The sequence below is a fragment of the Haematobacter massiliensis genome (assembly GCF_000740795.1).
Classification (GTDB): domain Bacteria; phylum Pseudomonadota; class Alphaproteobacteria; order Rhodobacterales; family Rhodobacteraceae; genus Haematobacter; species Haematobacter massiliensis.
The window spans coordinates 1-24880 of sequence record NZ_JGYG01000007.1 but is presented as its reverse complement, the minus strand read 5'-3'; the positions used below and the strand labels follow the sequence as shown (position 1 = coordinate 24880).

23 protein-coding genes are annotated in these 24880 nt (G+C 67.0%); 5 read left to right on the top strand and 18 right to left on the bottom strand.

All coding sequences use genetic code 11. The features are described from left to right. Positions 1-221: 221 nt before the first annotated feature. The 6 genes from CN97_RS11230 to CN97_RS11205 are packed head-to-tail and all read right to left on the bottom strand — an operon-like array spanning position 222 to position 5853. Positions 222-1001: a DUF1684 domain-containing protein gene (locus tag CN97_RS11230; RefSeq protein ID WP_035711412.1), complete on the bottom strand. Its 780-nt coding sequence runs from the start codon at positions 999-1001 to the stop codon at positions 222-224. Beyond that, positions 991-1755, bottom strand: coding sequence for an ABC transporter ATP-binding protein (locus CN97_RS11225; protein WP_035711410.1), 765 nt, complete (start codon positions 1753-1755; stop codon positions 991-993). The genes CN97_RS11230 and CN97_RS11225 overlap by 11 nt, the downstream gene beginning before the upstream one ends. After that, a complete protein-coding gene (locus tag CN97_RS11220; protein WP_035711409.1) occupies positions 1752-2558 on the bottom strand; it encodes an ATP-binding cassette domain-containing protein in 807 nt (268 codons plus the stop codon). The genes CN97_RS11225 and CN97_RS11220 overlap by 4 nt, the downstream gene beginning before the upstream one ends. Next, positions 2555-3355 (bottom strand): ABC transporter permease, encoded by an 801-nt coding sequence (locus CN97_RS11215; RefSeq protein ID WP_242685280.1) that lies wholly within the window; start codon positions 3353-3355, stop codon positions 2555-2557. Before CN97_RS11215 ends, CN97_RS11220 begins: the two co-directional genes overlap by 4 nt. An 8-nt stretch (positions 3356-3363) precedes the next feature. Next, positions 3364-4323: an ABC transporter permease gene (locus tag CN97_RS11210; protein WP_035711405.1), complete on the bottom strand. Its 960-nt coding sequence runs from the start codon at positions 4321-4323 to the stop codon at positions 3364-3366. An 18-nt stretch (positions 4324-4341) separates the two neighbouring features. Next, positions 4342-5853, bottom strand: coding sequence for an ABC transporter substrate-binding protein (locus CN97_RS11205; RefSeq protein WP_051911175.1), 1512 nt, complete (start codon positions 5851-5853; stop codon positions 4342-4344). 317 nt (positions 5854-6170) lie between these two features. On the opposite strand from CN97_RS11205, the gene CN97_RS11200 reads away from it, so the two are divergent. Beyond that, the gene (locus CN97_RS11200) at positions 6171-7283 is read left to right on the top strand and encodes a hypothetical protein (RefSeq protein ID WP_035711404.1); all 1113 of its coding nucleotides are present in this window, start codon (positions 6171-6173) and stop codon (positions 7281-7283) included. 172 nt (positions 7284-7455) lie between these two features. Here CN97_RS11200 and CN97_RS11195 read toward each other — a convergent pair whose 3' ends face one another. Further along, positions 7456-7710, bottom strand: coding sequence for a hypothetical protein (locus CN97_RS11195; RefSeq protein ID WP_035711402.1), 255 nt, complete (start codon positions 7708-7710; stop codon positions 7456-7458). Positions 7711-8083: 373 nt separating this feature from the next. Here CN97_RS11195 and CN97_RS11190 point away from each other — a divergent pair, with 373 nt between their 5' ends. Further along, positions 8084-8845 (top strand): TSUP family transporter, encoded by a 762-nt coding sequence (locus CN97_RS11190; protein ID WP_035711398.1) that lies wholly within the window; start codon positions 8084-8086, stop codon positions 8843-8845. Here the strand turns inward: CN97_RS11190 and CN97_RS11185 are convergent. Further along, on the bottom strand, positions 8842-9327 hold the full coding sequence (locus CN97_RS11185) for a flavin reductase family protein (protein WP_035711395.1): 486 nt from the start codon (positions 9325-9327) through the stop codon (positions 8842-8844). The two genes, CN97_RS11190 and CN97_RS11185, sit on opposite strands and share 4 nt — an antisense overlap. 211 nt (positions 9328-9538) lie before the next feature. Between CN97_RS11185 and glpK the strand changes: the two genes are divergently transcribed. Beyond that, a complete protein-coding gene (glpK, locus tag CN97_RS11180; RefSeq protein WP_035711392.1) occupies positions 9539-11035 on the top strand; it encodes a glycerol kinase GlpK in 1497 nt (498 codons plus the stop codon). Between the two features lie 2 nt (positions 11036-11037). On the opposite strand, the gene CN97_RS11175 is transcribed toward glpK, so the two are convergent. Continuing rightward, the gene (locus CN97_RS11175) at positions 11038-11607 is read right to left on the bottom strand and encodes a L,D-transpeptidase (protein WP_035711389.1); all 570 of its coding nucleotides are present in this window, start codon (positions 11605-11607) and stop codon (positions 11038-11040) included. A 463-nt stretch (positions 11608-12070) separates the two neighbouring features. On the opposite strand from CN97_RS11175, the gene CN97_RS21250 reads away from it, so the two are divergent. Both CN97_RS21250 and CN97_RS11170 read left to right on the top strand, forming a co-directional pair. Next, on the top strand, positions 12071-12217 hold the full coding sequence (locus CN97_RS21250; protein ID WP_242685279.1) for a hypothetical protein: 147 nt from the start codon (positions 12071-12073) through the stop codon (positions 12215-12217). Further along, on the top strand, positions 12214-13098 hold the full coding sequence (locus CN97_RS11170) for a cation diffusion facilitator family transporter (RefSeq protein ID WP_051911174.1): 885 nt from the start codon (positions 12214-12216) through the stop codon (positions 13096-13098). The genes CN97_RS21250 and CN97_RS11170 overlap by 4 nt, the downstream gene beginning before the upstream one ends. A 24-nt stretch (positions 13099-13122) precedes the next feature. On the opposite strand, the gene CN97_RS11165 is transcribed toward CN97_RS11170, so the two are convergent. The 9 genes from CN97_RS11165 to CN97_RS11120 all read right to left on the bottom strand — a co-directional run bounded on the left by CN97_RS11165 (position 13123) and on the right by CN97_RS11120 (position 24879). Further along, positions 13123-15516, bottom strand: coding sequence for a Tex family protein (locus CN97_RS11165; protein ID WP_035711387.1), 2394 nt, complete (start codon positions 15514-15516; stop codon positions 13123-13125). A gap of 570 nt (positions 15517-16086) precedes the next feature. After that, positions 16087-16848: a siderophore-interacting protein gene (locus CN97_RS11155; RefSeq protein ID WP_035711383.1), complete on the bottom strand. Its 762-nt coding sequence runs from the start codon at positions 16846-16848 to the stop codon at positions 16087-16089. Between the two features lie 124 nt (positions 16849-16972). Then, the gene (gene pepT / locus CN97_RS11150; protein WP_035711798.1) at positions 16973-18226 is read right to left on the bottom strand and encodes a peptidase T; all 1254 of its coding nucleotides are present in this window, start codon (positions 18224-18226) and stop codon (positions 16973-16975) included. Between the two features lie 522 nt (positions 18227-18748). After that, positions 18749-20344, bottom strand: a complete 1596-nt coding sequence (locus tag CN97_RS11145; RefSeq protein WP_035711378.1) for a GMC family oxidoreductase — start codon at positions 20342-20344, stop codon at positions 18749-18751. 55 nt (positions 20345-20399) lie between these two features. Next, positions 20400-21410 (bottom strand): branched-chain amino acid ABC transporter permease, encoded by a 1011-nt coding sequence (locus tag CN97_RS11140; protein ID WP_407059732.1) that lies wholly within the window; start codon positions 21408-21410, stop codon positions 20400-20402. Next, complete coding sequence (locus CN97_RS11135) at positions 21403-22290, bottom strand: branched-chain amino acid ABC transporter permease (protein ID WP_035711372.1); 888 nt, start codon at positions 22288-22290, stop codon at positions 21403-21405. Before CN97_RS11135 ends, CN97_RS11140 begins: the two co-directional genes overlap by 8 nt. A 1-nt stretch (position 22291) precedes the next feature. Continuing rightward, complete coding sequence (locus CN97_RS11130) at positions 22292-22993, bottom strand: ABC transporter ATP-binding protein (protein WP_035711368.1); 702 nt, start codon at positions 22991-22993, stop codon at positions 22292-22294. After that, positions 22994-23761, bottom strand: coding sequence for an ABC transporter ATP-binding protein (locus CN97_RS11125; protein WP_084684141.1), 768 nt, complete (start codon positions 23759-23761; stop codon positions 22994-22996). 11 nt (positions 23762-23772) lie between these two features. After that, on the bottom strand, positions 23773-24879 hold the full coding sequence (locus tag CN97_RS11120; protein WP_051911173.1) for an ABC transporter substrate-binding protein: 1107 nt from the start codon (positions 24877-24879) through the stop codon (positions 23773-23775). Position 24880 lies beyond the last annotated feature (1 nt).

Genomic DNA, 24880 nt, shown 5'->3' with positions numbered 1-24880 from the left:
CAGTGCCCGGCGTGACCTGAGCGGTTGGAAACGATTACAACCGAAAGCGGACCGCTGGAGATGACCGATATTCTTCGCGCGCGGACATCCGCTCCGACAATCCGCCGGCGCTTCGAAAAAGAACACAACACGGCCCTGCCCGCGTGGCCTTGCCCGGCGCAACCGGGCACCGGTCAAAACGCCCCCTCGGACAGGGCCTGCCATCCCCGCTCATGACCCGCTCAGTGTGGCTTCTTCTCTCCCGCCCTGATCGGAAAGGGGAGCACGTTCTGCGCGGACGGCAGCGGGCAGACGGCGAAGTCGGTGAATGCGCAGGGCGGGTTGAATGCCTTGTTGAAGTCGAGCACTACCCGGTCGCCCCGCACGTCACCGATCAGGAACCGCGCCGCGCCATAGGTCTCCGGCCCCGAGGTGCGGTCGCGGATCACGAACATCGGCTTGCCGCCTTTCCAATGGGTCGGCAGGAGCAGCACCTCGGCGCCGTCATGGGTGAACCGCGCCTCGTGCGTGATGCTGACGGAGGTTCGGATGCCCTTCACGGTGTCGATCCCCAGACGCTCAGGCTCGCTGAGTGCCCGCCACTCCGCCTCCACCCGCCACGCGGGATCCAGCGGAAAGCTCTCGATGCCCGCAAAGGCCAATCGCGACGGCGCATCGATCTGACGGACGCGCAGCGCGTGCTGCCCCTCGATCTCCGTCACCTCGAGCAGCAGTCCGCCCGCTTCCAACCGCGGCGGATTGTCCCCCGCGGCAACGAAGGCATGTGCGCCCGTGCCCTCATCGAAAGTCCCCGTCCCATCCGCGGCAAGCACCAGCTCACCGAGCCGCGACGGCCCGACGGAGAGGTGCACATCGTTCTCCGGTCCGCTGCCCACCTGATAGGTTCCGGGCGAGATTTCCACCCGGTCGGTCAGGTTCAGCCAGCCGTCCGGCGCTGTCAGCGCAGCGAGTCTCTGGCTGCGCCATGCGTCGATCTCGGCACGATAGGCGTCATCGGTCATCGGTCATTCCTTCCGGCAGACGCGGCAGGCTTGCGAGCAGCCGCTGGGTATAGGGATGGCGGGGGGCGTTAAGGATAGCACGCGTCTCGCCCGCCTCCACCACCCGCCCACGTTGCAGAACCATCATACGCGGGCAGAGCGCCGCAACGATGGCGATATCATGAGAGACAAGCGCCATCGTGGTTTCCCGCGACAGGTCGCGCAGCAGATCGACGATCCGCACACGGGTGGACAGGTCGAGCGCGCTGACCGGTTCATCGGCCAGCAGCACCTTGGGCCGCGCGATCAGCGCGCGGGCGATGGCGATACGCTGGCGCTGACCGCCCGAGAAGGCGCGCGGAAAGCGCTCCAGGCTGTCGGGCGGCAGGCCGACGGCCGCCAGCACGCGCAACGACTCCGCCCGCGCATCGAACGGAAGGGCCAGCGCCTGCACCGGTTCCGCCAATATCCGGCCCACCCGCATCCGGGGATCGAGCGAGGTATAGGGATCCTGAAACACAGGCTGCACCATGCGGCGATGTGCCCGCATCCGCGCAGCCGAACGGGTGTCGAGCAGGCTGCCCTCTGCCTCCACCACTCCCGCCTGTGGCGTGACGAGGCCCAGCATGACACGCATCAGCGTGGTTTTGCCCGAACCGCTTTCGCCCAGAATGCCGAGGTTTTCCCCCTGCCGCAGATCAAGATTCACGTCCTCCAGCACCGGCGAGCCCGGCTGATAGGCGTGGCTCACATGCCTGAGCGACAGAAGCGTCATGCCTGACCCTCCAACGCGGCTTCAAGCCGCCGGGCGGCAGCGATCAGGCTTTTGGTATAGGGATGGCCGGGGCGGGTGAAAACCTGAGCCACCGGCCCTTCCTCCACGGCTCGCCCCTTTTCCATCACAATGATCCGGTCGGTAATGCCTGCGACGACAGGAAGATCATGGCTGATGAACAGAAGCGCCAGCCCCTCCTCCCGTACCAGCCGGTCAAGCAGGTCCAGCACCTCCGCCTGCGTCGTCACGTCGAGCGCCGTTGTCGGCTCATCGGCGATGAGAAGCTGCGGGCGGCAGGCCAGCGCCATTGCGATGGCTACTCGCTGCCGTTGACCGCCGGAGACTTCATGCGGCCAGGCCGCGAGAACGCGCTCCGGCTCGGCAATCGACACGCGCGCCAGTGCGGCGAGCTGCTCCGCCCGAAGCGCTCTGCGACCGAGCGTGACACCCGAGCGGCGCGCATGGCGACGAATGGGCAGTGCCAGCTGATCGCCAAGCCGCATCAACGGGTCGAGCGCCGAACGCGGATCCTGAAACACCACCGCCGCCACCCGTCCGCGCAGATCGTTGAGCACGCGCTCCGGCTGTCCCACCACCTCCTGTCCCGCAAGCCGCACGGAACCGGCGGACCGGAGGCCGGGCGGCAGCAGGCCCACGATGGACATGGCCGTGAGCGACTTGCCGGAACCGCTCTCTCCCACCAGACCGAGCCGCTCCCCCGGCGCGATCGAAAGCGTGATCCCGTGCACGAGCTGCTGCACGGCCGTGCCGACGGTCAGGCCTTCGATCTGCACAAGCGTCATGCCGCGCCCTCCCGTTCGGGGTCGAGTAGATCGCGCAGCCCATCCGCCAGAAAGTTGATCCCCAGCACCAGTGTGAGCAGCGCCACCCCCGGCACGATCACCCCGAGTGGCGCCGTGAACACCGTCGACTGCGCCTGTTGAAGAAGCTGACCCCAGGATGCATTCGGCGGCGGCGCGCCCAGGCCCAGATAGGAAAGCGAGGCTTCCGCGATCACCGCAAGCCCGAACTGCAACGCCAGCGCCACCAGAAGCGTGGGCAGGATGTTCGGCAGCACATGGGTCAGCACGATGCGCGGCCAGCCCGCGCCGGAGCAGCGTGCGGCGGTAATGTAATCCTGCGTCAACACCCGCTTCGTCAGGATCCGCACCAGTCGCCCCACGATTGCCGACAGCGCAAGCCCTATGGCGATGATCGCGGTCGAAAGGCTCGCCCCCTCGCTCGCCGCCACGATCAGCATGGCCAGCAGCAGGGTCGGAAAAGCGATGAGGATATCAAACGTCGCGGCCAGCCCGTCATCGGCGCCGCCCCGGGCAAAGGCCGCCAATAGGCCAAGCACCGTGCCGATCACCCCCCCGATCAGCACCGCGCCCGCACCCACGGTCAACGCGATGCGAGAGCCGATCATCACCTGGGTGAAGTAGTCCCGCCCGAGCCGGTCCGTCCCGGCCCAATGTGCCCATGAGGGGGGAGAGAGCCTGCCTCCCACCATCCCGGCCGGATCGTAGGGCGTCCAGACGAGCGTCAGAAGCGCCACCGCGACATGCAGGCCGACAAGCAGGCATCCGATCACCAGCATCGCCCGTCTCATCGCCGCGCCCCCGCATCGCGCAGCCGCGGATCGACAAGACGCTGCAGGATATCGGCGGCAAAGCCGATCAGCAGCACCATGAGCGTGGAGACGAACAGCACCCCCTGCACGCTAGGATAATCGCGTTGCTCGATGCCGAGCAGCAACATGGACCCAAGCCCCGGCAGGGCGAATACCCTCTCCACCACCACCGCGCCGAGCAGGGTGGAGGCAAGCTCTATCCCGAGGATGGAGATGACGGGAAGGGACGCATTGCGGATGCCGTGCCGTATCATCGCTTCCGGCAGGCTCTCCCCCAGGGCGCGGGCATTGCGGATATAGTCGGATCCGAGCACGTCCAGCGTGGCGGAGCGTACGTAACGGATCAGGGAGGCGCTCATCACCACCGCGATGGTCACGACCGGCAGCAGAAGCGCCCGCATTGCCGCGACCGGATCGGCCCAACCCCGTACGGGAAAGCCGCTGGCCGGAAGCAGCCGCCATTTCACCGCGACGATCCAGACCAGCAGGATGCCGATCCAGAACACCGGCACCGCCAGCCCGACCTGCGACACGGCGGAGATCAGTGCCCCATACCATCGGTCCCCCCGCATGGCCGCGACGATGCCGAGCGGTACCGCCACCACCAGCGCCAGGGTAAAGGCCGCGAAAGTCAGGGGGAGCGTCACCGCCAGCCGCTCCCGGATCTCCGGCAGAACCTCCGCCCCGCTCACGAAGGACCGGCCCAGGTCGAAGCGTGCCATGTCCGACAGGAAACGGCCAAGCTGAACGACCATCGGCTGATCGCTTCCCACCTCCGCCCGCGCGGCGGCGATCTGCTCCGCATCTGCTCCGACCGAAAGAAGCGCCGCCGCCGGATCTCCCGGCAGCAGGCGCAGCAGCACGAACAGTACCAGCCCCGCCACCAGCAGCGATGCGAACAGGATCAACGTCCGGCGAAGGAGATAGCGTGCCATGCCGCCTGCCCCGTCAGGTCACTCCGCCTTCTCGACGCCGCGCAGGAAGAACTGCGCATTCAGCCCGTTCACCGGATAGCCCGTGGTCCGGGTGTTGGAGACGACGATCTGCGGATAAAGGAAAAGCCAGTTGGAGGCCGCATCCGCCACGATGATTTCGTTGGCCTGCCGGAGCTTCTCCGCCTGCCCGGCTTCCGTGTCGCTCGCCTCGGCCTCCGCGATCAGGCGGGCGACCTCCGGATTGTCATAACCCCAGTAGAAGTTCGGATTGCCGTAGAAGACGATGTCGCGGTGGTTCACATGCTCCTGCAGCGTCGCCTGAAAGTCATGTGCCTGATAGACCTTGGTGTACCATTCGTTCGCCGTGATGAGGCGGATGTTCACCGTCACCCCGATCTTCGCCAGTTCCGCCTTCAGAAACTCCGCGGTGATCGGGTGGGGATCGTAGTTTGGCGTCTCCAGGGTGAAGGTGAAGCCGTCCGCCAGCCCCGCCTCCGCCAGCAGCGCCTTGGCGCTTTCCGGGTCGTAGGGGTCCACTCCGGTCAGATCCTCGTACCACGCATCCGTCGGCGGCACGAAGGAGCCGATGACCATGCCCCGGTCGCCCCAGATGGCCTCCAGAAGCCGTTTCTTGTCCACCGCACGGGCCAGCGCCTTCCTCACCTTCACATTGTCGAAGGGCGCAACACGGTCGTTGTAGGCCATGATCTGCTTGGTGGTAGAGCGGCCCTCCGAGATGGTGAAGGCCGACGGATCGGCGAACAGGGCCAGCGCATCCGGGCTTTGAACCGAGGTGATGATGTCCACCGCATCCGTCAGCAGCGCATTGTTGAGCGCCGACGCATCGGTGAAATAGCTGAACGTCGCGCCTGCGTTCTTCGGTGCATCCCCCCAGTATCCGTCGAACGCTTCCAGCGACAGGGCCGTCCCCCGCCGCCAACCGGCCAGCCGGTAGGGGCCGGTGCCATCCTCCTTCTGGGTGATGTCGCCCGCCGCGTCATTGACCACCCACACGTAGCTGAGATTGTAAGGGAGTGAGATCGACTTCGACTTCAGTCGCACGATGACCGTGTGGTCATCCGGGGCCTCCACGCTGTCGATGCTGGCGAGGCTCGACTTGCGGGAACTCCGCGAACTTTCGGCCTTCACCCGCTCGATGGAATATTTCACATCCGCTGCGGTCAACGGATCCCCGGAATGGAAATGCACGCCCTCCCGCAGCGAGAAGGTATGGGTCAGGCCATCGTCGCTCACGTCGTGGCGGGAGGCCAGAACCGGCTCCACCGACCCATCGTCGTTCAGGCGGAAAAGCGCCTCATACACATTGTCGTTGAACGCTTCGCTGATCCCCTGGCCCGCCCCCGCGGTGTTGTCGAGGTTCTGCGGCTCGTACAGGGATCCTATCCGGATGACAGCAGCCGGGCCGTCCGCAGCCATCAGGGCACCGGGCGCGCTCGTGGCGAGAAGCGCGGCCACCAGTGCCGCGGCGGTTCTGGTGACGGCGGCGGAAAAGGGCAGCGTCTCGGCCATGGTCTGGTTCCTCGATTGGGCGTCTGGCGAGCCGTAATATAGTTCTCTCGGTGCTGTCGACCCCCTCCGCGTTACCGGTACACCCATGACCGCCTTCCAGCCAAGGTGAGGGAATTGGCCGCTGCAGAAATGTCTCATGCAAACGATGTATCTGAATTTGACGAAATTCTACGGAACATCCCCTTGGCAGCGAGGTTCTACCGCAGCGGTACGTGAAACGTGCCAGAGATTTCGGAGGCAGTCATGAATTCCATTATCTATCTTGTCGGTCTGGTGGTCATCGTGTTGTTCATCCTTTCCTTCCTGGGCCTACGCTGATGGCCGCCCCGGTTGAACAGGTCCGTGCGACCGATATACGCGATCCCGGTCGGAGCTATGTGGACTGGGCTGCGATCTTTGCGGGAACAGTCGTCGCGGGTGGCGCGACGGTCGTGATGACGGCTTTCGCGGCGGGACTGGGGCTCGGTTCCATCGCCATCGACGATGGCGACGGCGGCGGCATCAGTCTGCTGTGGCTGGTTGTCACCGCGCTGTTCACGGTGATTGCCATGGTGGGGATATACATGCTCGGCGGTTATATCGCCGGTCGTATGCGGCGGCGCGTCGATGGTGCCGTGCGTGATGAAGTAACGGCCCGCGACGGGATCCATGGTCTCGCGGTATGGGGGCTCGGAATGCTGGTCGGCGGGATGCTGGCGGCTGGCGCCATCTCGGGCGGTGCCCGTGCCGTTGGCAGCGCGGCCGGCACCGTGACTGAAGCGGCGGGGACTGCGGTCGGCGGCATTGCTCAAGGTGCGGGTCAGCTCGCCGGCGGTGTCGTTTCCGGCGCGGGTCAGGCGGTTGGCGGTCTTGTCCAGGGTGCGGGCGAAGCCGTTGCGCCGGCGATGCAGGACATGCTTCCCCAGGGTCTGCAAAGCAATCCGATGGACTATATCACCGATACGCTGCTGCGGCCCGGCGATCAGCAACCGGGCTTCCCCGGAGCGGCCAACGATCCTGAAGCGACCCAGCGTCAGATCGGCGGCATCCTCATGAACATCGTTCAAACCGGCGAGATCTCGGACGAGGACCGTGCGTTCCTCCGTCAGCAGGTTGCCGCGCGCACCGGCCTTTCGGAGCAGGAAGTCGATGCCCGCGTCAATCAGGCTGTCGATCGCGCCAACGAGATCCGCGCGACGGCAGAGCAGCGTCTTCAGGAAGCCCAGCAACAGGCCGAGCAACTCCGTGCGGAGGCTGAACAGCGCTTCGAGGAAGCCAAGCAACAGGCGGCCGAAGCTGCCGAAGCGGCTCGTAAAGCCACCATCCTCACGGCCTTCCTGCTGGCCGCGGCCTCCCTCGTTGCCGGTGCCGCTGCCTATATCGGCGCCGTGCATGGCGGCCGTCACCGGGATGAAGGGCGCATCTGGGGTGGTCTCTTCTACAACCGCTGATAGGACGCCGAACACATATGAATGGAACCAGAGGGGACCGGCGCATACGACGCCGGTCCCTTTTTTTGTCGCCCCCGCGCTTGCTGTCCGGCCAGCCGACGCCATCCCGATAGAAACAATCACGCAGGCCAGGGTAAGAGCCTTGGGAACAACCCGCACCGACTCCCTCCGATCACCCCGCCAGAATGTCCGCCTTTGCCATCGCCGGACCGCGCGTCTGCATGACATGGCCAATGCGGCTCGCCCGGCTTTGCTGAGGTCGCGCACGAAGGCCGGAAACATGTTCCATTCCCGGATCAGCCACATCATCAGGCATGGCGCCAGCGATAGCCGCACCGTCTGCGGTGACCCGATGCGCAAGCGCGCCGATCCGAAATCCGCCCTGCGAGAGCGGTAACGCGAGCAGCACCTCCACGCGCGTCAGCACCTCCCCGGCGCGGTGGAAACCGGTCCCCGTCCTTCACGGTCAACGCGCGGTATCGGAATGGCCCGCCGCCTATGCGATCTGGTGATCACGCCGCCGACCCAGCGTTCAGACAGCCTCCCGGCAAGACAAGCGGATGCACCCTCGCGTGCGCCCCAACATGGCAAGCACGGCGGGCAGGAACGCTGGCATTCCCTCCCGATGCGCATCATCTGACCGAAGCTGCTGCCCGGAACAGTTCCCCGCATAAGCCCGGCATTAAGGAAATCAGTCCCATAGCGCCGCGAAAAAGCGAATAATCCACCAAGCGGGCTTTCATCGCTCAGGAAATTGTCGCATTCACAGCCGTGCGGCATGTCGTCGCTCCGGGATCGAGATGCTTACCACCGCCACGCTCGCCTTCTGGCTCATCGCTTGCCTTGCGGCATGGATGCAGACGCTCACCGGCTTTGCGCTCGGGCTGATCCTGATGGGTGGGGTGGGGCTTCTTGGCCTGATGCCGCTGCCAGAGGCCGCCGTTGTCACGTCGATCCTCGTGGTGACGAACGGCGCGATCGTCCTCTGGCGCGGCTGGCGGGAGGTCGATGTGGCAGCCCTCCGCCTGTATCTCGCCGGAACGCTGCCAACACTCATCATCGGCTATGCGCTGCTTCATTACCTCGCCGGAACGGCGCTCTGGCTGCTGCAACTGCTGCTGGGGCTGGTCATCGTTGGATCGAGCATCCAGCTCGGCCTTCGCCCCAGACCGCAGGAGCACCGCTCCCCGCCCGCCAGCTTCATCGCCTTCGGCGCGGCAGGCGGCATCATGGGCGGGTTGTTCTCCACCGCCGGGCCGCCGATCATCTACCACATCTATCGTCAGCCGATCGCGCAGATCGCGATCCGCTCGACCCTCGTTGCCGTCTTCGTACTGAACCAGACGTTCCGGCTCGGCCTGGTGGTCGCGACGGATGGGATAGCGCTGCCGACGCTCGCCGCCGCTGCGGGTGCCATACCGGCGGTGGCGCTCGGCACCCTTGCCGCACGCCGCTGGCCGCCGCCGCTTACCCCGGCCCGCATGCGACAGCTTGCCGTGGGTCTGCTGTTCTGCTCGGGCGCGGCGCTGGTCGGCCCCGCGCTGACGAGGCTGGCAGGCTAGCCCTCGAACTTGCCGCGGAAGAAAAGGAGCGGCGCACCCTCACCCCGCGCCCGCACCCCCTGCACCCTGCCGATCACGATGGAGACGTCGCCCTCCTCCACCACCTGCGACACGCGGCAGTCGAACACGCCAAGCGCGTCGCGGAACACCGGCGCGCCGGTCACGAAGGGCTCCCAGCGGCCCTCCTCGAACAGCTTCTCGCCCTTGCCGCCAAAGGCCTGCGCGAGCGCCGTCTCACCCGCAGGCAGGAAGTTCACCGCGAAGTGCCCCTTCTCCAGAATCCCGCTCAGCGCGGAGGTCTTGCGGTCGATGGAGACCAGCATCACCGGCGGGGCAGCGGAGACATGGGAAGCCGACAGGCCCAGAAAGCCGGTCCAGCCCTCCGCACCCTCCGCCGTGACCAGCGTGGCCCCGGTCGCCCGCTCTCCCAGCGTCTTCCAGAACTTGCCGATGTCGATATCGGTCCCCGTGGCTTCCATCATGTGCTTTCCCCCGTGACAATGGCGCGAGAGTGGCCGAGCCGTCGTGGAACCGCAACCCGAGCCCTTTCATCGACATCGCATGGGCGGGAGCTGCCCGGCGGCAACGATCCCGGGCGATACCCGTGGCCCGTCCGGCGCTTCGGGCCTTTCTCCGCAAACGCCACTGGCGACAGGCGGCAGGACCGGGTTAGATGGCGGGGGGAGGACCGTCATGACCCATATCCTTGCCATCGACCAGGGCACCACCTCGTCGCGCGCTATCGTTTTCGACCGGAACCTGACCATTCGCGCCATCGCACGAGAGGAGTTCCCCCAGCATTTCCCCGCGCCGGGCCATGTGGAACACGATCCCGGCGACATCTGGCTGACAGTGGCGGGCACCATGCGCCAGGCGGTCGAGAAAGCCGGGCTGACTGGGGCGGACATCGCCGCCATCGGTATCACCAACCAGCGGGAAACCACCCTGCTCTGGGACAGGCATACGGGCCAGCCGCTGCACAACGCCATCGTCTGGCAGGACCGGCGCACGGCACAAAGCTGCGCCGCGCTCCGCGACGCTGGCCATGAACGGCTGGTGACGGAGCGGACGGGCCTGATCCTCGACCCCTACTTCTCGGCGACGAAGCTCGCCTGGCTGCTGGACACGCTCCCCGGCGCGAGGGACCGCGCAAGGCGTGGCGAGCTCGCCTTCGGCACCGTGGACAGCTACCTCGTCTGGCGGCTGACGGGCGGGGCGGTGCACGCGACCGACGCCACGAACGCCGCGCGGACCATGCTCTACAACATCAATGAAAATCGGTGGGATGAGGAGATCTGCGGCCTGCTCGACATCCCCCTCTCCCTCCTGCCGGAGGTGCGGGACTGCGCCGCCGACTTCGGGATGGTGCGGGAGGATCTGCTGGGCCGCGCGATCCCCATTCTCGGCATCGCGGGCGATCAGCAGGCGGCGACCATCGGGCAGACGTGCTTCTCCCCCGGCATGGTCAAGGCGACCTATGGCACCGGCTGTTTCGCGCTGCTGAACACAGGAGATACCCCCGTGGCCAGCCGCGCCCGCCTGCTCACCACCATCGCCTACCGGCTGGAGGGGAAAACCACCTATGCGCTGGAAGGGTCGATCTTCATCGCCGGGGCAGTGGTGCAATGGCTCCGCGACGGCCTCCGCCTCATCCGGCGGGCGGAGGAGACGCAGCCCCTCTCCGAGGCCGCCAACCCGGCGGAGCGGCTGATCCTCGTCCCCGCCTTCACCGGCCTCGGCGCGCCCTACTGGAAACCGGAGACGCGGGGCGCGATCTTCGGTCTCACACGCGCGTCAGGCCCGGCGGAATTCGCCCGCGCCGCCCTTGAAAGCGTCGGCTATCAGACGCGCGACCTCATGGAGGCGATGCACGCCGACTGGGCCGGTTCCGAAACCCCGCCCGTGCTGCGGGTCGATGGCGGGCTTTCCGCCTCCGATTGGGGGATGGGCTTTCTGGCCGACATCATCGGCGCCCCCGTGGATCGGCCGGAGGTGCTGGAGACGACGGCCCTCGGCGCCGCCTGGCTCGCGGGGCACAAGGCGGGCCTCTGCCCGGGGCGGGAGGACTTCGCCCGGGCATGGGCGCTCGACCGCCGGTTCGAGCCGCAGATGGCGGCGCAGGAACGCGACAGCCGCTATGACCAGTGGAAGGCGGCGGTGGCGGCCACCATCGCCGTGCCCTTCGCCTGAGGTCAGAGCAGCCGCACCTGTGTCCCGATCGGCGCCATGCCGTAAAGCTCCGCGATATGCTCGTTGTAAAGGCCGACGCAGCCGGAGGAGGAGGGCCGCCCGATCTTCCGCGTATCCTGCGTGCCGTGGATCAGATAGGCGGGCCACGTCAGATAGAGCGCATGGGTGCCGAGCGGATTATCCGGTCCCGGCGGCATGTAGTGCAGGCTCGGATCCCGCGCGATCATGTTCGCCGTCGGCGTCCAGTCAGGCCCGATGCGCTTGCGCACCACCTCGGTGAAGCCGGTGCGGGTCAGCTCCTCGCTCATCGGCACGGAGCTCGGATAGATCCGGTATTCCAGCCCGTCGCCGGACCAGAAATGCACCGCGCGGGAAGTCAGGTCCGCGACGATCACGCCCTTGCCCAGCGTCGCGAAATGGTCCTGCCAACGGTGGGTGACAAAGCTGGAGATGTTGCGCCGGTGGCTCGGCGCCCGAATGTTCGGCTCCTGAGCGCGCGCCAGCGCGGGCGCGAGGAACGGCATGGCGAGCGCCCCGAGCAGGAGGCCGCGGCGCGTGGCGGGAGTGGTCATGGCTGTCCTCGGTTCTGTCCCGCCTCTCGGGGCGGTGTGGTGGCAATAAGGCTACGCATTTGTATTTTCAAGGTTTCGCAGCGTCCTGACGCAGGGTTCGGCCTGCGTCAGGGAGCGGCTTTTGCGAAGATCCGGTCTCGCCGGGAAGCTATCTCCTGCGGCGAGATGAGCTATGCGACGAAATGTCCGTCCCGATCACGTCTGCGCGCGCGATCCGGTCCCTTGCGCGGCACGGATCACTGCCCTTGACGCCTCCCGTCCCCGCCTTACCCTTGACGCGCGCCCGGAGGAAAGGCCGAACCAATGACCGGACAGGATCGCCGACCCGACGGAGCAATATCCGATGACTCCGGCAGGAGCGGCCCCAGCCCCACCACAGCGGAGCTTGGCGGGCAGCCATTGTACCGCCCTGCCGGCGAGCCGCATCGCCAGGACGACCACGCGCACGCGACTGAGCACGACCATGGGACAGATCACGATCATGGCGCGCACGACCACGGATCGGCGGGCCACGGATCGGCGGGTCACGCACCGGCAGGCCATGGCGCGACCCATGGCCAAGGATCGCACAGCCACGAGGGTCATGGTCATTCCCACGCGCCGGCGGTGACGCGCTCCAACGAAAAGCGGATCCTGATCGTCTTCCTGATGACGGCGGGATACGCGCTGGTGCAGGTCGTGGGCGGGCTGCTTTCAGGTTCCCTCGCGCTCATCGCGGATGCGGGTCACATGGTGTCCGACGCGGCGGCGTTGCTGCTGGCGCTCGTCGCCTACCGGGTTGCGCGGCGGGCGGCGAATGCGCGGGTCAGCTATGGCTACCACCGTGTCCGGGTGCTCGCGGCATTGGTGAACGGAGGCTCGCTGCTGCTGCTCGTCGGCTGGATCGCGTGGGAGGCGATCCAGCGCTTCCGGCAGCCGGTGGAGGTGCTGGCCGGGCCGATGCTCGCCGTCGCCGTAGTCGGCCTGCTGGTGAATATCGCGGGGGCGCTGATCCTGCATCGCGGCGGCCAGGAGGATCAGAACCTGCACGGCGCCTTCCTGCATGTGCTGGGCGATCTCCTGGGCTCCGTCGGGGCTATCGCCGCCTCCATCGGCATCATGCTGACCGGCTGGATGCCGCTTGACCCGCTGCTCTCGCTGCTCGTGGCGCTGCTGGTGCTGCGCTCGGCCTGGCTGCTGGTGAAGGACTCCGTGCTCGTGCTGCTGCAGGCAACCCCGAAGAACCTCGATCCCGGTGAAGTGCTGGCCGAGGCCATCCGCATTCCCGGCGTGGCGGAGGCCGCGCATTTCCACGCCTGGACCCTGACCGACACCACCATCGTCGCGACGCTCCACGTCACGCCCGCGCCCGGTGTCGATCCGCTGGACCTGCCGCCCCGCGTCAGCGCCCATCTGCGGGAGCGGTTCGGCATAGACCATGCCACGGTGGAAGTTGATCGTCCCGGCTCCATCCGCGCCCCTGCGGAAGAGGCCCGGCCCGCGCCCGCGTGACCGGTCCTCGCCGGGTCTGTGCCATCACTTCCGCTTCATCGCCTCCAGCAGCGCCGCGCCAAGCGCGCCAGTGCCCCCGCCGTCTGAATGATCCGCAGTGCCCCCCCGCTGATTGTTGGACCTCTGGCCCCCCGACGGACCTTGGGCGCGCGGACCGGTCTGACCCGGTTTGCCCGCGCTCCTGCTCCCGGCGCCCTTGCCGCCGCTCCGCTCTGCGGACCGCTCCCGCGCGGCCTCCTCACCCGCGTTGTCCTTGCGCATCGTCAGGCCGATCCGCTTGCGGGGCACGTCCACCTCCGTCACGCGGACGGAGACGACATCCCCCGCCTTCACCACCTCATGCGGATCCTTGACGAACCGGTCGGCAAGCTGGCTCACATGGACCAGACCGTCCTGATGTACGCCAATGTCGACGAATGCCCCGAAGGCCGCGACATTGGTCACGACCCCTTCCAGCCGCATCCCCGGTTTCAGGTCGGAGATCGTCTCCACCCCCTCGGCAAAGGTCGCGGTGCGGAATTCCGGGCGCGGGTCGCGCCCGGGTTTCTCCAGTTCCGCCAGAATGTCCCGCACCGTGGGCAGGCCGAAGCGCGCGTCGGTGAAGTCCGCCGGGTCCAGCCGGCGCAGTGCCTCCGGCTCCCGCGCCAGTGCCCGCAGGTCTCGCCCGCTGGCCGTGACGATCCGGCGCGCGACATCATAGGCCTCCGGGTGCACGGCGGAGGCATCGAGCGGCTCCTTCCCCTCCCGTATCCGCAGGAATCCCGCGCATTGCTCGAAGGCCTTCGGGCCAAGACGCGCGACTTTCAGAAGCTCCTTCCGGCTGGCGAAGGGGCCATTGTCGTCCCGGTGCTGCACGATGGCCTGCGCCAGCCCCGGCCCGATCCCCGCCACGCGGGAGAGCAGCGGCCGCGAAGCGGTGTTCAGGTCCACCCCCACCCCGTTCACCGCATCCTCCACCACACCGTCCAGCGCACGGCCCAGCCGGTGTTCGTTCACGTCATGCTGATACTGACCGACGCCGATGGATTTCGGCTCGATCTTCACCAGTTCCGCCAGCGGATCCTGCAGCCGTCGCGCGATGGAAACCGCGCCCCGCAGCGACACGTCCAACCCCGGAAACTCCTCCGCCGCCAGCGCGGAGGCCGAATAGACCGAGGCCCCCGCCTCCGACACGACCACCTTCATCGGCTTCTTGCCCGGCAGCTGTGCCAGCAGATCGGCGACCATCTTCTCCGTCTCGCGGCTGGCCGTGCCGTTACCGATGGCGATGAGGTCGATCCCATGTCGCGCGATCATCGCGCCCAGCACCGCCTGCGCCCCCCGCAGATCGCTTTTCGGCGGGAAGGGATAGACCGTCGCCGTCTCCAGCAGCCGCCCCGTCGCATCGACCGCCGCCACCTTCACCCCGGTGCGGATGCCCGGATCCAACCCCAGCGTCGCCCGCCCACCGGCAGGCGCTGCAAGCAGCAGATCGCGCAGGTTCCGGGCAAAGACACGGATCGCCTCTTCCTCCGCCCGGTCGCGCAGCTCCCCGAAGAGGTCGATGGACAGCGTCGTGCGCAGCTTCACCCGCCATGTCCACCCGGCCACATCCGACAGCCACAGATCGCCCGGCCCGCGCCCCGTCGCCTCGAGCGCCGCCCGCACCATCCCCTCGGCCCGGCCCTGCCCCGCCGCGGACTCGCTGTCCACCTCGAGGTCGAGCGTCAGGATCTCCTCGTTCCGGCCCCGGAACATGGCCAGCGCCCGATGGCCGGGGACGGATTTCCATGGCTCCACATGGGCGAAATAGTCGGAGAACTTGGCCCCCGCCGTCTCCTTCCCCTCCACCACGCGGGAGGCAACGCGCGCCTCCGCCCGCAGATGGTCGCGCAGCCGCCCGATCAGCGCCGCATCCTCGGCCAGCCGCTCGGCGATGATGTCGCGCGCGCCGTCCAGCGCGGCCTTCGGCTCCGGCACCGCCTCGCTCACAAAGCCAGCGGCAAGGTCGGCCGGAACCGCCTGCCGGTCGGCAAGGATCGCATCGGCCAGCGGCTCGAGCCCGTTCTCCCGCGCAATCATCGCCTTGGTGCGCCGCTTGGGCTTGTAGGGGAGGTAGATATCCTCGAGCGCAGCCTTGGTTTCCGCGCCCGCGATCTCAGCCTCCAGCGCCGGGGTCAGCTTGCCCTGATCGCGGATGGAGCCGAGGATGGTCGCCCGCCGCGCCTCCATCTCCCGCAGATAGGCCAGCCGTTCCGCCAGCGTGCGCAGTTGCGTGTCATCAAGCCCGCCGGTCGCCTCCTTGCGGTAGCGCGCGACGAAAGGAACGGTCGCCCCGCCGTCCAGCAGCGCCACTGCCGCCGCCACCTGATCTGGCCGGGCCGAGATGTCGCGGGCGATGGCTTGCGCGATGCGGCGGGCGGGGTCGATAGCGGTCATCATGGTCTCCTTGGCTCTCCCCTCCTCCATGACAGCGAAGGTCGCGGAGACGCAAGCCGGCACAATGGCCGGACGGCAAAACGCCGCCATCCGGATAGGCGCGGTTCGGACCCCGGGACTGCCCCCCATCGCTCCGAGCGGCGCGCCCCACTGCCGTGATGACATATGAAAGGCGAGCACCTCCGCCCACGCGGAGCGGGTACCCCGGCGCAGAAGACGTCCACGAGTGCCCCACGATTACCCGGGCCCACTCCACATGTCCCGCAGCAGCGGGTCACGGACACGACAAGGGACGGCCAAAAGGTGTAACCTTGGACCGGTTCAGCCCCACGGGGATTGCCGGGCGAGGAACACCTCTGCGCGCACCGCGGGCGGCAAGATCAGCATCCCGGCCACCGAGCGCAGTGTCTCCAAGCGCGCATCGGGACCGTGCTCTGTAAGCGCGCGTGGAGTCCTCCGGGCGTCCAGAAGGCGCGCGGAGAGGGCCATGCGCGCCTCACCCTCCATCGCTACCGGGAGGCATCCCGCTCGCCGGAAGCGGATATGCCGCGATGTCCAGCGCGCAGGGCTTCAGTCGAAATGCTCGACCGCATCGGCGGCCCCTGCCACCCAGTAGCCCGAGGCCTTGATCCAGTGCTTCGGCAGCCCAACTTCCTCCAGCAGATAGGCGCGGAGCGCCCGCGTCACCGAAGCCTCCGCCGCGATCCAGACGAAGCAGCGCGGGCCAAGCGCGATCTCCCGAAGCGGGCCGAGCAGCCGTTCGGCCAGAACGGCCTCCGCCTCCGGGCGATGGATCCAGCGGATATCTGTCGCAGCCACGGTATCGAAGCTCTGCTCGTCCTCCGGCCCCGGCACGGCGATGAGCGCGGTCACAGGCGTGCCCGCCGCCATCTCCTCGATCCGCCGCCCGATCGCGGGCAGCGCGGTTTCATCCCCGATCAGCAGCCAGCGCTCGATGTCCCCCGCGATGACCTGCGACCCGCGCGGCCCGCCGACCGTCAGCCGCGATCCCTCCACGGCGGTGAGCGCCCAGTCCGTCGCCGGACCCGCCTCGTGCAGCGCGAAGTCGATCACCAGTTCTCCCTGAGCCGTGTCATAGCGCCGGGGCGTATAGTCCCGCCGTTGCGGCTCCCCCTCGCCCGGCAGCATGATCTTCACATGGTCATCCGGCGCGGCACTGTAAAACCCATCCAGATCCGCTCCGGTCAGGGTGACACGCTGCATATGCGGGGTCAGCCGCTCCGTCCGGGCCACGGTCAGCTCGCGGCGCTTCAGTTCGTGGCGGATGCGCTCGATCCGCGGCTCGGCATGGTGGCCGGCGATATCGGTCATGGTCTTTCATCCCTTCCTGCGACGGCGGAGCGGCCGATCATCAGGGAACCGCCCATTCGGCAGGCCCCGGTACCGCGTCTCGGCGACAAAATCATAGTGTTATTGTCAACAATACCTGCCCGCGTCAAGCGGATGGCTCACCCGCTGCATTGGCGGCAATCCGCAGACAGACCCGCACCGCCGCCGCCATGTCCTGCACGCTGACCCATTCGAGCGGGCCGTGGATCTCCTGCATCCCGGTAAAGACATTCGGCGTGGGCACACCCATTTCCGTCAGGCGTGAGCCGTCCGTGCCACCGCGGATGGGCACCGAAACCGGCTCCAGTCCCTCGGCCCGCACGGCGGCGCGGGCGATCTCCACGGGGGTCATGTCCTTCTCAAGCCAGTAGCGCATGTTGCGATACTGGGGCCGGATATCGCAGGTCACCCGCGCGCGCGGCTCCATTGCCTGCACCGCCCCCGCGGCCTCCCTGAGCAACTGACCCTTGGCCGACAGGCCCTCCAGCTCGAAATCCCTCAGGATGAACCGCAGCTCCGCCTTCGCGGCCGTGCCGGTAATCTCGTAGAGATGCAGGAAGCCCTCCCGCCCCTCCGTCACTTCCGGCGTCATCGTCGCCTGCGGCAGAAGGGCCACCAGCTTCGCCGCCAGATGCAGGGCGTTCACCAGCTTGCCCCTGGCCCAGCCGGGATGGGCGGAAACGCCGGTGATGCTGACCATCGCCCCGTCCGCCGAGAAGCTCTCATACTCGATCTCACCCAATCCGGCGCCATCGAACGTATAGGCGAAATCCGCGCCCAGATCGGCAGGCAACCGCTTGTCCACGCCGCGCCCGATCTCCTCATCGGGCGTAAAGGCCAGCCGCAGCTTGCCGTGCCGGATCTCGGACTGCGACAGCAGATGCCGCGCCGCCGTCATGATGATCGCCACACCCGCCTTGTCGTCGGCGCCGAGCAACGTGGAACCGCTCGCCGTGATGATGTCTTCGCCGAGCTTCGTGCCAAGATACGGCGACACCTCCGGCGACAACACCAGATCGAGCGCATCCGGATAGGTTATCGGCCCGCCGTTGTACCCCCGGTGAACGCGCGGTTTCACGCCGGTCGCGTTGTAGGCCGGCGCGGTATCGACATGGGCAAGCAGCCCGACGACCGGCGCCCCCTCCGCTCCGGGACTGGCGGGAACCGTGGCCAGCACGACACCGTAGTCGGTGACCGTCACCTCCGCCGCGCCGATCTCCCTCAGCTCCGCCGCCAGCAGCCGCGCCATGTCCAGCTGGATCGCCGTGCTGGGGGAACTGGCCGAGCGCTCGTCGCTCTGGCTGTCCACCTGAACATAGCGCACAAGCCGCTCTTCCACTTCACGGTCGAAATCGGTCATCCTGTCCTCCGGGCGTTGCCGGAGGATGAGCCGCCCAAGCGCGGGAGAAGTCAACCCGCCCCGCACCGCCGTCTTCACCTCAGTTGAGCTGCCGGGGAAGCGTGTGAAAACATCCGGCGCCGCTCCTGCACGGGCTGAGTTGTCCCGCAGACCTGCCGTGATGGCCGGCGTATCGGATACCCGTTTCATGAGCAGAGCTGGCCGCATGCAGTTGCGGCGGAGTGCCACTGCGGGGATGAGGCAGCCAGCGCTGGATCCGGTTCTCCCCCGCTCACGACGAAGAGCGATCGCCCGCCGCGCGAAGCTCTCAGATGGCGCAGCGCGGCGGGCGATCGCGGAAGCCGGACCAACCGGCCACGCCCCCCTGGGGTCGCACATCCGGATGCCAATCCCCGTCCTCGCGGCCGCAGCGGGCCTTCCTTCGAGCGGGCCGCGACACGGAGCCATCCTGTCTGCCATCGCCGGAGCGGGGAAGCAGCCGCGCACCCTGCCAAAGGCGGCAACCCAGAAAGGGCGAAAGCCCTAGCGGTTGTCCGCCAGGATCATCGCCGCCGCCTTTTCCGCGATCATGATGGTGGGGGAGTTGGTGTTGCCGCTGGTGATCGTCGGCATGACGGAGGCATCCACCACGCGAAGCCGGCCGATCCCCCTCAGGCGCAGCCGGGGGTCTACCACCGACCCTTCGTCTCCGCCCATGCGACAAGTGCCCGCCGGGTGAAAGATAGTCGTGCCGATCTCACCCGCCGCACGGCGCAGGTCGGCGTCGCTCTGGTAATCCGGTCCGGGGCGGTATTCTTCCGGCTGGTATCGCGCGAACGCCGGCTGGCTGGCGATCCTGCGCGTCAGCCGGATCGCGCGCGACGCCACTTCCAGATCGCCCTCTGTCGAAAGGTAATTCGGCCGGATCGCGGGCGGGCTGCGATAATCGGCGTTCACCGCGCGCACCTCTCCCCGGCTTTCGGGCCGCAGGTTGCAGACGCTCGCCGTCATCGCCGGGAAGGGGTGCACCTTGTCACCGAACTTGTCGAGGCTCACCGGCTGGACATGGTATTCCAGATCGGGCGTCGCCTTCTCCGGGCCGGAGCGGGTGAAGATCCCCACCTGACTCGGTGCCATCGACATCGGGCCGGAACGTTTGAGCGCATATTCCAGCCCGATCGACGCCTTGCCAAACAGCGAGGACGCCTTTTCGTTCAGCGTTGGCACGCCCGTCACCTTGTAGACGAGCCGCAGTTGCAGGTGATCCTGAAGATTGCCGCCAACGCCCGCCACTTCCCGGATCGTGTCGATGCCTGCGTCGTGCAGCGCCTGCCCCGGTCCGATACCGGAGAGTTGCAGGATATGCGGCGAACCCACCGCGCCCGCCGAGAGCACAACCTCCGCACGGGCGCGCGCGCCCTTTTCCTGGCCAGCATGGACATATCGCACGCCGGTCACCTGCCCTTCCGCGATCTCCAGCCGCTTGACCTGCGCCTCCGTCAGAACGCGCAGATTGGGCCGGGTCATCGCCGGCCGCAGGAAGGCTTTCGCCGCGCTCCAGCGAATCCCCGACCGCTGGTTGACGTCGAAGTAGCCGCCCCCCTCGTTCGTCCCCGTGTTGAAATCGTCGGTGCGCGGGATCCCCGCCTCCACCGCCGCGTCAAGGAAGGCGTCCAGCACCTTCCAGCGTACACGCGCTTTCTCCACCCGCCATTCGCCGCCCGCGCCATGCAGGTCAGAGGCGCCGTTGTAGAAATCCTCCTGCCGCTTGAACACCGGCAGCACGTCGTCCCAACCCCAGCCGGTGCAGCCGAGCTGCCGCCAGTGATCGTAATCCGCCGCCTGCCCCCGCATGTAGATCATGCCGTTGATGGAGGAGGATCCGCCCAGCACCTTGCCGCGCGGATAGCCCAGCTTCCGCCCGTTGAGCCCCGGCTCCGCCTCCGTCTGGAAACACCAGTCGGTGCGCGGGTTGGCGATGCAGTAGAGGTATCCCACCGGAATGTGAATCCAGTGGTAGTTGTCCCGACCCCCCGCCTCCAGCAGCAGTACCCGGTTTCGTGGATCGGCGGAGAGCCGGTTGGCCAGCACGCAGCCCGCGGACCCCGCGCCGATGACGATATAGTCGTATTCTTCCATCTCGGCTCTCTGCGTCAGATGTCGCCAGGGGGGCCATGAAGCCCCCCGAGCAGGCTCAGTTCTCTGCCTTGAACCCAAGGCTCCGGCCGATACGGGAGGCATAGAACTCCCCGATGATGCCACGGCGGAACAGCAGCACGCAGACCATGAACACCAGGCCGGTGATGATGGTCACCGGGAAGTCGGACGTCGCGAGATAGTTCTGCAGCGTCACCACCAGCCCTGCACCGAACACCGGCCCGAGGAAGGTGCCGATCCCGCCGAGCAGCGTCATCAGGATGACCTCGCCGGACATCTGCCAGGACACGTCGGTCAGCGTGGCGAACTGGAAGACCAGCGCCTTCAGCCCGCCCGCCAGCCCCGACAGCGCCGCCGACATCACGAAGGCGCCAAGCTTGTAGCCCGCCGTCGAATAGCCCAGCGAGATCGCCCGGTTCTCGTTCTCCCGGATCGACTTCAGGATCATGCCGAAGGGCGAATGCACGAACCGCCAGATGATCGCCATGCCGATCAGAAAGACCGCCAGCACGAAGTAATACATGTTGAGCGGCTGGTTGAGGTCGATCACACCGAACAGATGGCCGCGCGGCACCGACTGGATGCCGTCCTCCCCATGGGTGAAGGGCGCCTGCAGGCAATAGAAGAAGAACATCTGGCTGAGCGCGAGGGTGATCATCGCAAAGTAGATGCCTTGCCGCCGGATGGCGATGGCGCCCATCACCAGCCCCAGCAGCGCCGCGCCGACGACCCCGGTCAGGATCGCAAGCTCCGGCGAAAAGCCCCAGACCTTCGCCGCATGGGCGGTGAAATAGGCAGCGCCGCCGAAGAAGGCCGCATGGCCGAAGCTGAGCAGCCCGGTGTAGCCCAGGAGCAGGTTGAACGCCGCCGCGAACAACGCGAAGCACAGAAGCTTCATCACGAAGATCGGATAGACGTAGAACGGCGCGGCCAGCGCCAGCGCCAGCAGCGCAAGCAGAAGCACCACTCGGATCGCGCTGGCCTTGGGATGAGCCGCGACGGGCGCTGCCGCGGGAACGGAGGAACCATGTGCGGACATGTCAGGCATCCTTTCCGAAAAGTCCCGCCGGACGCAGGAGCAGGACGATGGCCATGATGACGAAGATCACCATGTTGGAGGCTTCCGGGTAGAAAACCTTGGTCAGACCCTCGGCGATGCCCAGCAGGTAACCGGTCACGATCGCGCCGAGGATGGAGCCCATTCCCCCCACCACGACCACCGCAAAGACGATGATGATGATGTTGGAACCCATGAGCGGCGACACCTGATAGACCGGGGCGGCGAGCACGCCCGCCAGCGCCGCCAACCCCGCGCCGAGCGCATAGGTGAAGGTCAGCAGCAGCGGCACGTTCACCCCGAAGGATTGCACCAGCACCGGGTTTTCCGTCGCCGCGCGCAGATAGGCGCCGAGCTTGGTCTTTTCGATGAGCAGCCATGTCGCGATACAGGCGATGAGCGAGGCGACGATGACCCAGCCGCGATAGATCGGCAGGAACATGAAGCCGAGGTTCACCGCACCCGTCAGCTGCTTCGGCGCCGGATAGGGCTGGCCGGACGCGCCGAAGAAGTAACGGAACGTCCCCTCGATCACCAGCGCCAACCCGAAGGTGTAGAGCAGCCCGTACAGGTGGTCGAGCTTGTAGAGCCGCGACAGCATGGTCTTTTCGATGATGGCCGCGAAGGCCGCCACGATCAGCGGGGCAAGGAGCAGGGCGAACCAGTAGTTCACCCCGAGCTTGGTCAGCAGCAGCAGCGCCACGAAGGCGCCCAGCATGTATTGCGCGCCATGCGCGAAGTTGATGACCCGGAGCAGGCCGAAGATCACCGCCAGCCCCAGCGACAGCAGCGCATAGAAGGAGCCGTTGATAAGCCCGACCAGCAACTGGCCCATGAGTGCCTGGATCGGCACGCCGAAGAATGTCGTCATGTCAGACCCCCAGCTCCTGGTTGAGCAGTTCCATCTTGTCGGCCAGTTGCGAGACGGGGAATTCCGCCGTCATCTGCCCGTGGTCCATCAGGTAGAACCGGTCCGCGATCTTGGAGGCGAAGCGGAAGTTCTGCTCGACCAGCACCACGGTCATGCCGCGCGCCTTGAGCTTCACCAGCACCTCGCCGATCCGCTGGATGATGACGGGGGCCAGACCCTCCGTCGGCTCGTCCAGCAGAATGCATTTCACACCCGTGCGCAGGATGCGCGCCATGGCGAGCATCTGCTGCTCGCCGCCCGACAGCTTGGTCCCGGGCGAGTTGCGCCGCTCCAGCAGGTTCGGGAACAGGTCGTAGATTTCGTCAAGGCTCATGCCCCCCGGCGCCACCACCGGCGGCAGCATCAGGTTCTCCTCCACGGAGAGCGTGGCGAAGATGCCCCGCTCCTCCGGGACGAAGCCGATCCCGGTTCGCGCCACCTTGTAGAGCGGCATGGCCATCAGGTTCTGGCCGGCAAAGGTGATCTCGCCCGTGCGCTTCCGCAGGATACCCATGATCGTGCGCAACGTCGTCGTCTTGCCCATGCCGTTGCGGCCGAGAATGCAGATCATCTCGCCTTCGTCGACATGCAGGTTCACGCCGTGAAGGACATGGCTCTCGCCATACCAGGCTTGCAGGTTCTTTACTGTCAGCAGCGCGGCCATCTAGTCCTCCGTGCCCATGTAGGCCGTGCGCACGCGGGGATCGCGGCTCACGGTCGCGTAATCGCCCGCGGCGATGATCTCACCCCGCTGGAGCACCGTGACATGGTGGCAGATGTCGGCCACGACCGACAGGTTGTGCTCCACCATCAGCACGGCGCGGTCCTTGGCGACCTCGCGGATGATGTCGGCCACCATGCGCACGTCTTCCTGCCCCATGCCGGCCATCGGCTCGTCCAGCAGCAGAACCTGCGGGTCGAGCGCCAGCGTGGTCGCGATCTCCAGCACGCGCTTGCGCCCGTAGGAGAGGTCGGCCGCGCGGGCGTGGAGGTAGGGCGTCAGGCCCAGATGCTCCACCAGCTCCTCCGCCCGCGGGTTCAGCCGGTCGAGCGTGGAGAGCGGCAGCCAGAACTGCGTGGCCAGCCCCGCCGGCCGCTGAAGCGCGACCCGCACGTTCTCCAGCACCGACAGGTGCGGGAACACCGCCGAGATCTGGAACGACCTGACCATTCCCATCCGCGCGATGCGGTCAGGCTTCGTTCCGGTGATATCTGTGCCCAGAAGCTCGATCTTGCCGCGCGTGGGCTGAAGGAACTTCGTCAGCAGGTTGAAGACCGTGGTCTTGCCCGCGCCGTTCGGCCCGATCAGCGCGTGGATCCGGGCGTGACGGACGTCCAGATCCACGTTGTTGACCGCGGTGAACCCCGCGAAGTCCTTCCCCAAGCCCCGGGCGGTCAAGACCACCCGGGCATCGTCCTGTGCCTGCTGCATCGCCACCATCGTCATTGCACCAAGGGGCAACCGGTCGTCTTGGGATCAGGATAGGCATCCTTCCCCGGAACGGTCGCCAGAATGTTGTAGAAGTCCGAATCGCCCTTCATCTCCTCGGGCTTCTTCACCTCGATGAGATAGACATCGCTCGCCATCCGCCCGTTCGGCCAGACGACGCCGTTCGGGGTGAAGGAATCCTTCACCGGCATCTCGTGCAGCTTGGCCGCCACCGCATCCGGGTCGTCCGTGCCCGCCGCCTCGATCGCCTTCAGATACTGAAGCACGGCCGAATAGGTGCCCGCGTGGATCATGTTGGGATAGACCCCGGCCTTGGCCTTGATCCGTTCGCCCAGCTCGCGCGAGGTGTCGTTGGCGTCCCAGTAATAGGACTCCGCCAGCACCAGCCCCTGCCCGGCTTCCACGCCGATGCCCCGGACCTCCGGCAGCGTGAACAGCAGTGCCGCCATCCGCTGGCCACCCTGAATGATGCCGAATTCCGCAGCCTGCTTGATCGCGCTCTGCGTATCCAGCCCGGCGGAGGCCAGGCCCACGACCTTGGCGCCGGAGGCCTGCGCCTGAAGCAGGAAGGAGGAATAATCCGTCGTGCCGATCGGATGGCGCACGGAGCCGAGCACCTTGCCGCCCTTCGCCTCCACGACCTTGGTCGTCGAGGCTTCGAGGTTGTGGCCGAAGGCATAGTCGGACGTCAGGAAGAACCAGCTGTCGCCGCCCTCCGCCACCAGCGCGCCGCCCACCACATTGGACAGCATCGTCGTGTCATAGGCCCAGTGGAAGTTGTAGGGCGTGCAGGCCTTGCCGGAGATATCCGCCGCCCCGCCGCCCGTGACCATGGTGATCTTCTTGGCGTCCTTCGACAGCCCTATCACCGCCAGCGCCACGGCGGAGTTCGGCAGGTCGGTGATCATGTCCACCTGTTCGGTGTCATACCACTGCCGCGCGATGTTGGAGGCCACGTCGGGCTTGTTCTGGTGATCGGCGGTGATGACCTCGATCGGCATGCCGAGAACGGTGCCCCCGAACTCCTCCACCGCGACCAGCGCGGCCTGATAGGAGGTGCGCCCCGTCGTATCGGCATAGACGCCCGACTGGTCGTTCAGG

Excerpts from the sequence above, each read along its gene's own strand:
- CN97_RS11230 (WP_035711412.1), bottom strand. The coding sequence starts at position 1,001 with ATGACCGATGACGCCTATCGTGCCGAGATCGACGCATGGCGCAGCCAG.
- CN97_RS11225 (WP_035711410.1), bottom strand. The coding sequence starts at position 1,755 with ATGACGCTTCTGTCGCTCAGGCATGTGAGCCACGCCTATCAGCCGGGC.
- CN97_RS11220 (WP_035711409.1), bottom strand. The coding sequence starts at position 2,558 with ATGACGCTTGTGCAGATCGAAGGCCTGACCGTCGGCACGGCCGTGCAG.
- CN97_RS11215 (WP_242685280.1), bottom strand. The coding sequence starts at position 3,355 with ATGCTGGTGATCGGATGCCTGCTTGTCGGCCTGCATGTCGCGGTGGCG.
- CN97_RS11210 (WP_035711405.1), bottom strand. The coding sequence starts at position 4,323 with ATGGCACGCTATCTCCTTCGCCGGACGTTGATCCTGTTCGCATCGCTG.
- CN97_RS11205 (WP_051911175.1), bottom strand. The coding sequence starts at position 5,853 with ATGGCCGAGACGCTGCCCTTTTCCGCCGCCGTCACCAGAACCGCCGCG.
- CN97_RS11200 (WP_035711404.1), top strand. The coding sequence starts at position 6,171 with ATGGCCGCCCCGGTTGAACAGGTCCGTGCGACCGATATACGCGATCCC.
- CN97_RS11190 (WP_035711398.1), top strand. The coding sequence starts at position 8,084 with ATGCTTACCACCGCCACGCTCGCCTTCTGGCTCATCGCTTGCCTTGCG.
- CN97_RS11185 (WP_035711395.1), bottom strand. The coding sequence starts at position 9,327 with ATGATGGAAGCCACGGGGACCGATATCGACATCGGCAAGTTCTGGAAG.
- glpK (WP_035711392.1), top strand. The coding sequence starts at position 9,539 with ATGACCCATATCCTTGCCATCGACCAGGGCACCACCTCGTCGCGCGCT.
- CN97_RS11175 (WP_035711389.1), bottom strand. The coding sequence starts at position 11,607 with ATGACCACTCCCGCCACGCGCCGCGGCCTCCTGCTCGGGGCGCTCGCC.
- CN97_RS21250 (WP_242685279.1), top strand. The coding sequence starts at position 12,071 with ATGGGACAGATCACGATCATGGCGCGCACGACCACGGATCGGCGGGCC.
- CN97_RS11165 (WP_035711387.1), bottom strand. The coding sequence starts at position 15,516 with ATGACCGCTATCGACCCCGCCCGCCGCATCGCGCAAGCCATCGCCCGC.
- CN97_RS11155 (WP_035711383.1), bottom strand. The coding sequence starts at position 16,848 with ATGACCGATATCGCCGGCCACCATGCCGAGCCGCGGATCGAGCGCATC.
- pepT (WP_035711798.1), bottom strand. The coding sequence starts at position 18,226 with ATGACCGATTTCGACCGTGAAGTGGAAGAGCGGCTTGTGCGCTATGTT.
- CN97_RS11145 (WP_035711378.1), bottom strand. The coding sequence starts at position 20,344 with ATGGAAGAATACGACTATATCGTCATCGGCGCGGGGTCCGCGGGCTGC.
- CN97_RS11140 (WP_407059732.1), bottom strand. The coding sequence starts at position 21,410 with ATGCCTGACATGTCCGCACATGGTTCCTCCGTTCCCGCGGCAGCGCCC.
- CN97_RS11135 (WP_035711372.1), bottom strand. The coding sequence starts at position 22,290 with ATGACGACATTCTTCGGCGTGCCGATCCAGGCACTCATGGGCCAGTTG.
- CN97_RS11130 (WP_035711368.1), bottom strand. The coding sequence starts at position 22,993 with ATGGCCGCGCTGCTGACAGTAAAGAACCTGCAAGCCTGGTATGGCGAG.
- CN97_RS11125 (WP_084684141.1), bottom strand. The coding sequence starts at position 23,761 with ATGCAGCAGGCACAGGACGATGCCCGGGTGGTCTTGACCGCCCGGGGC.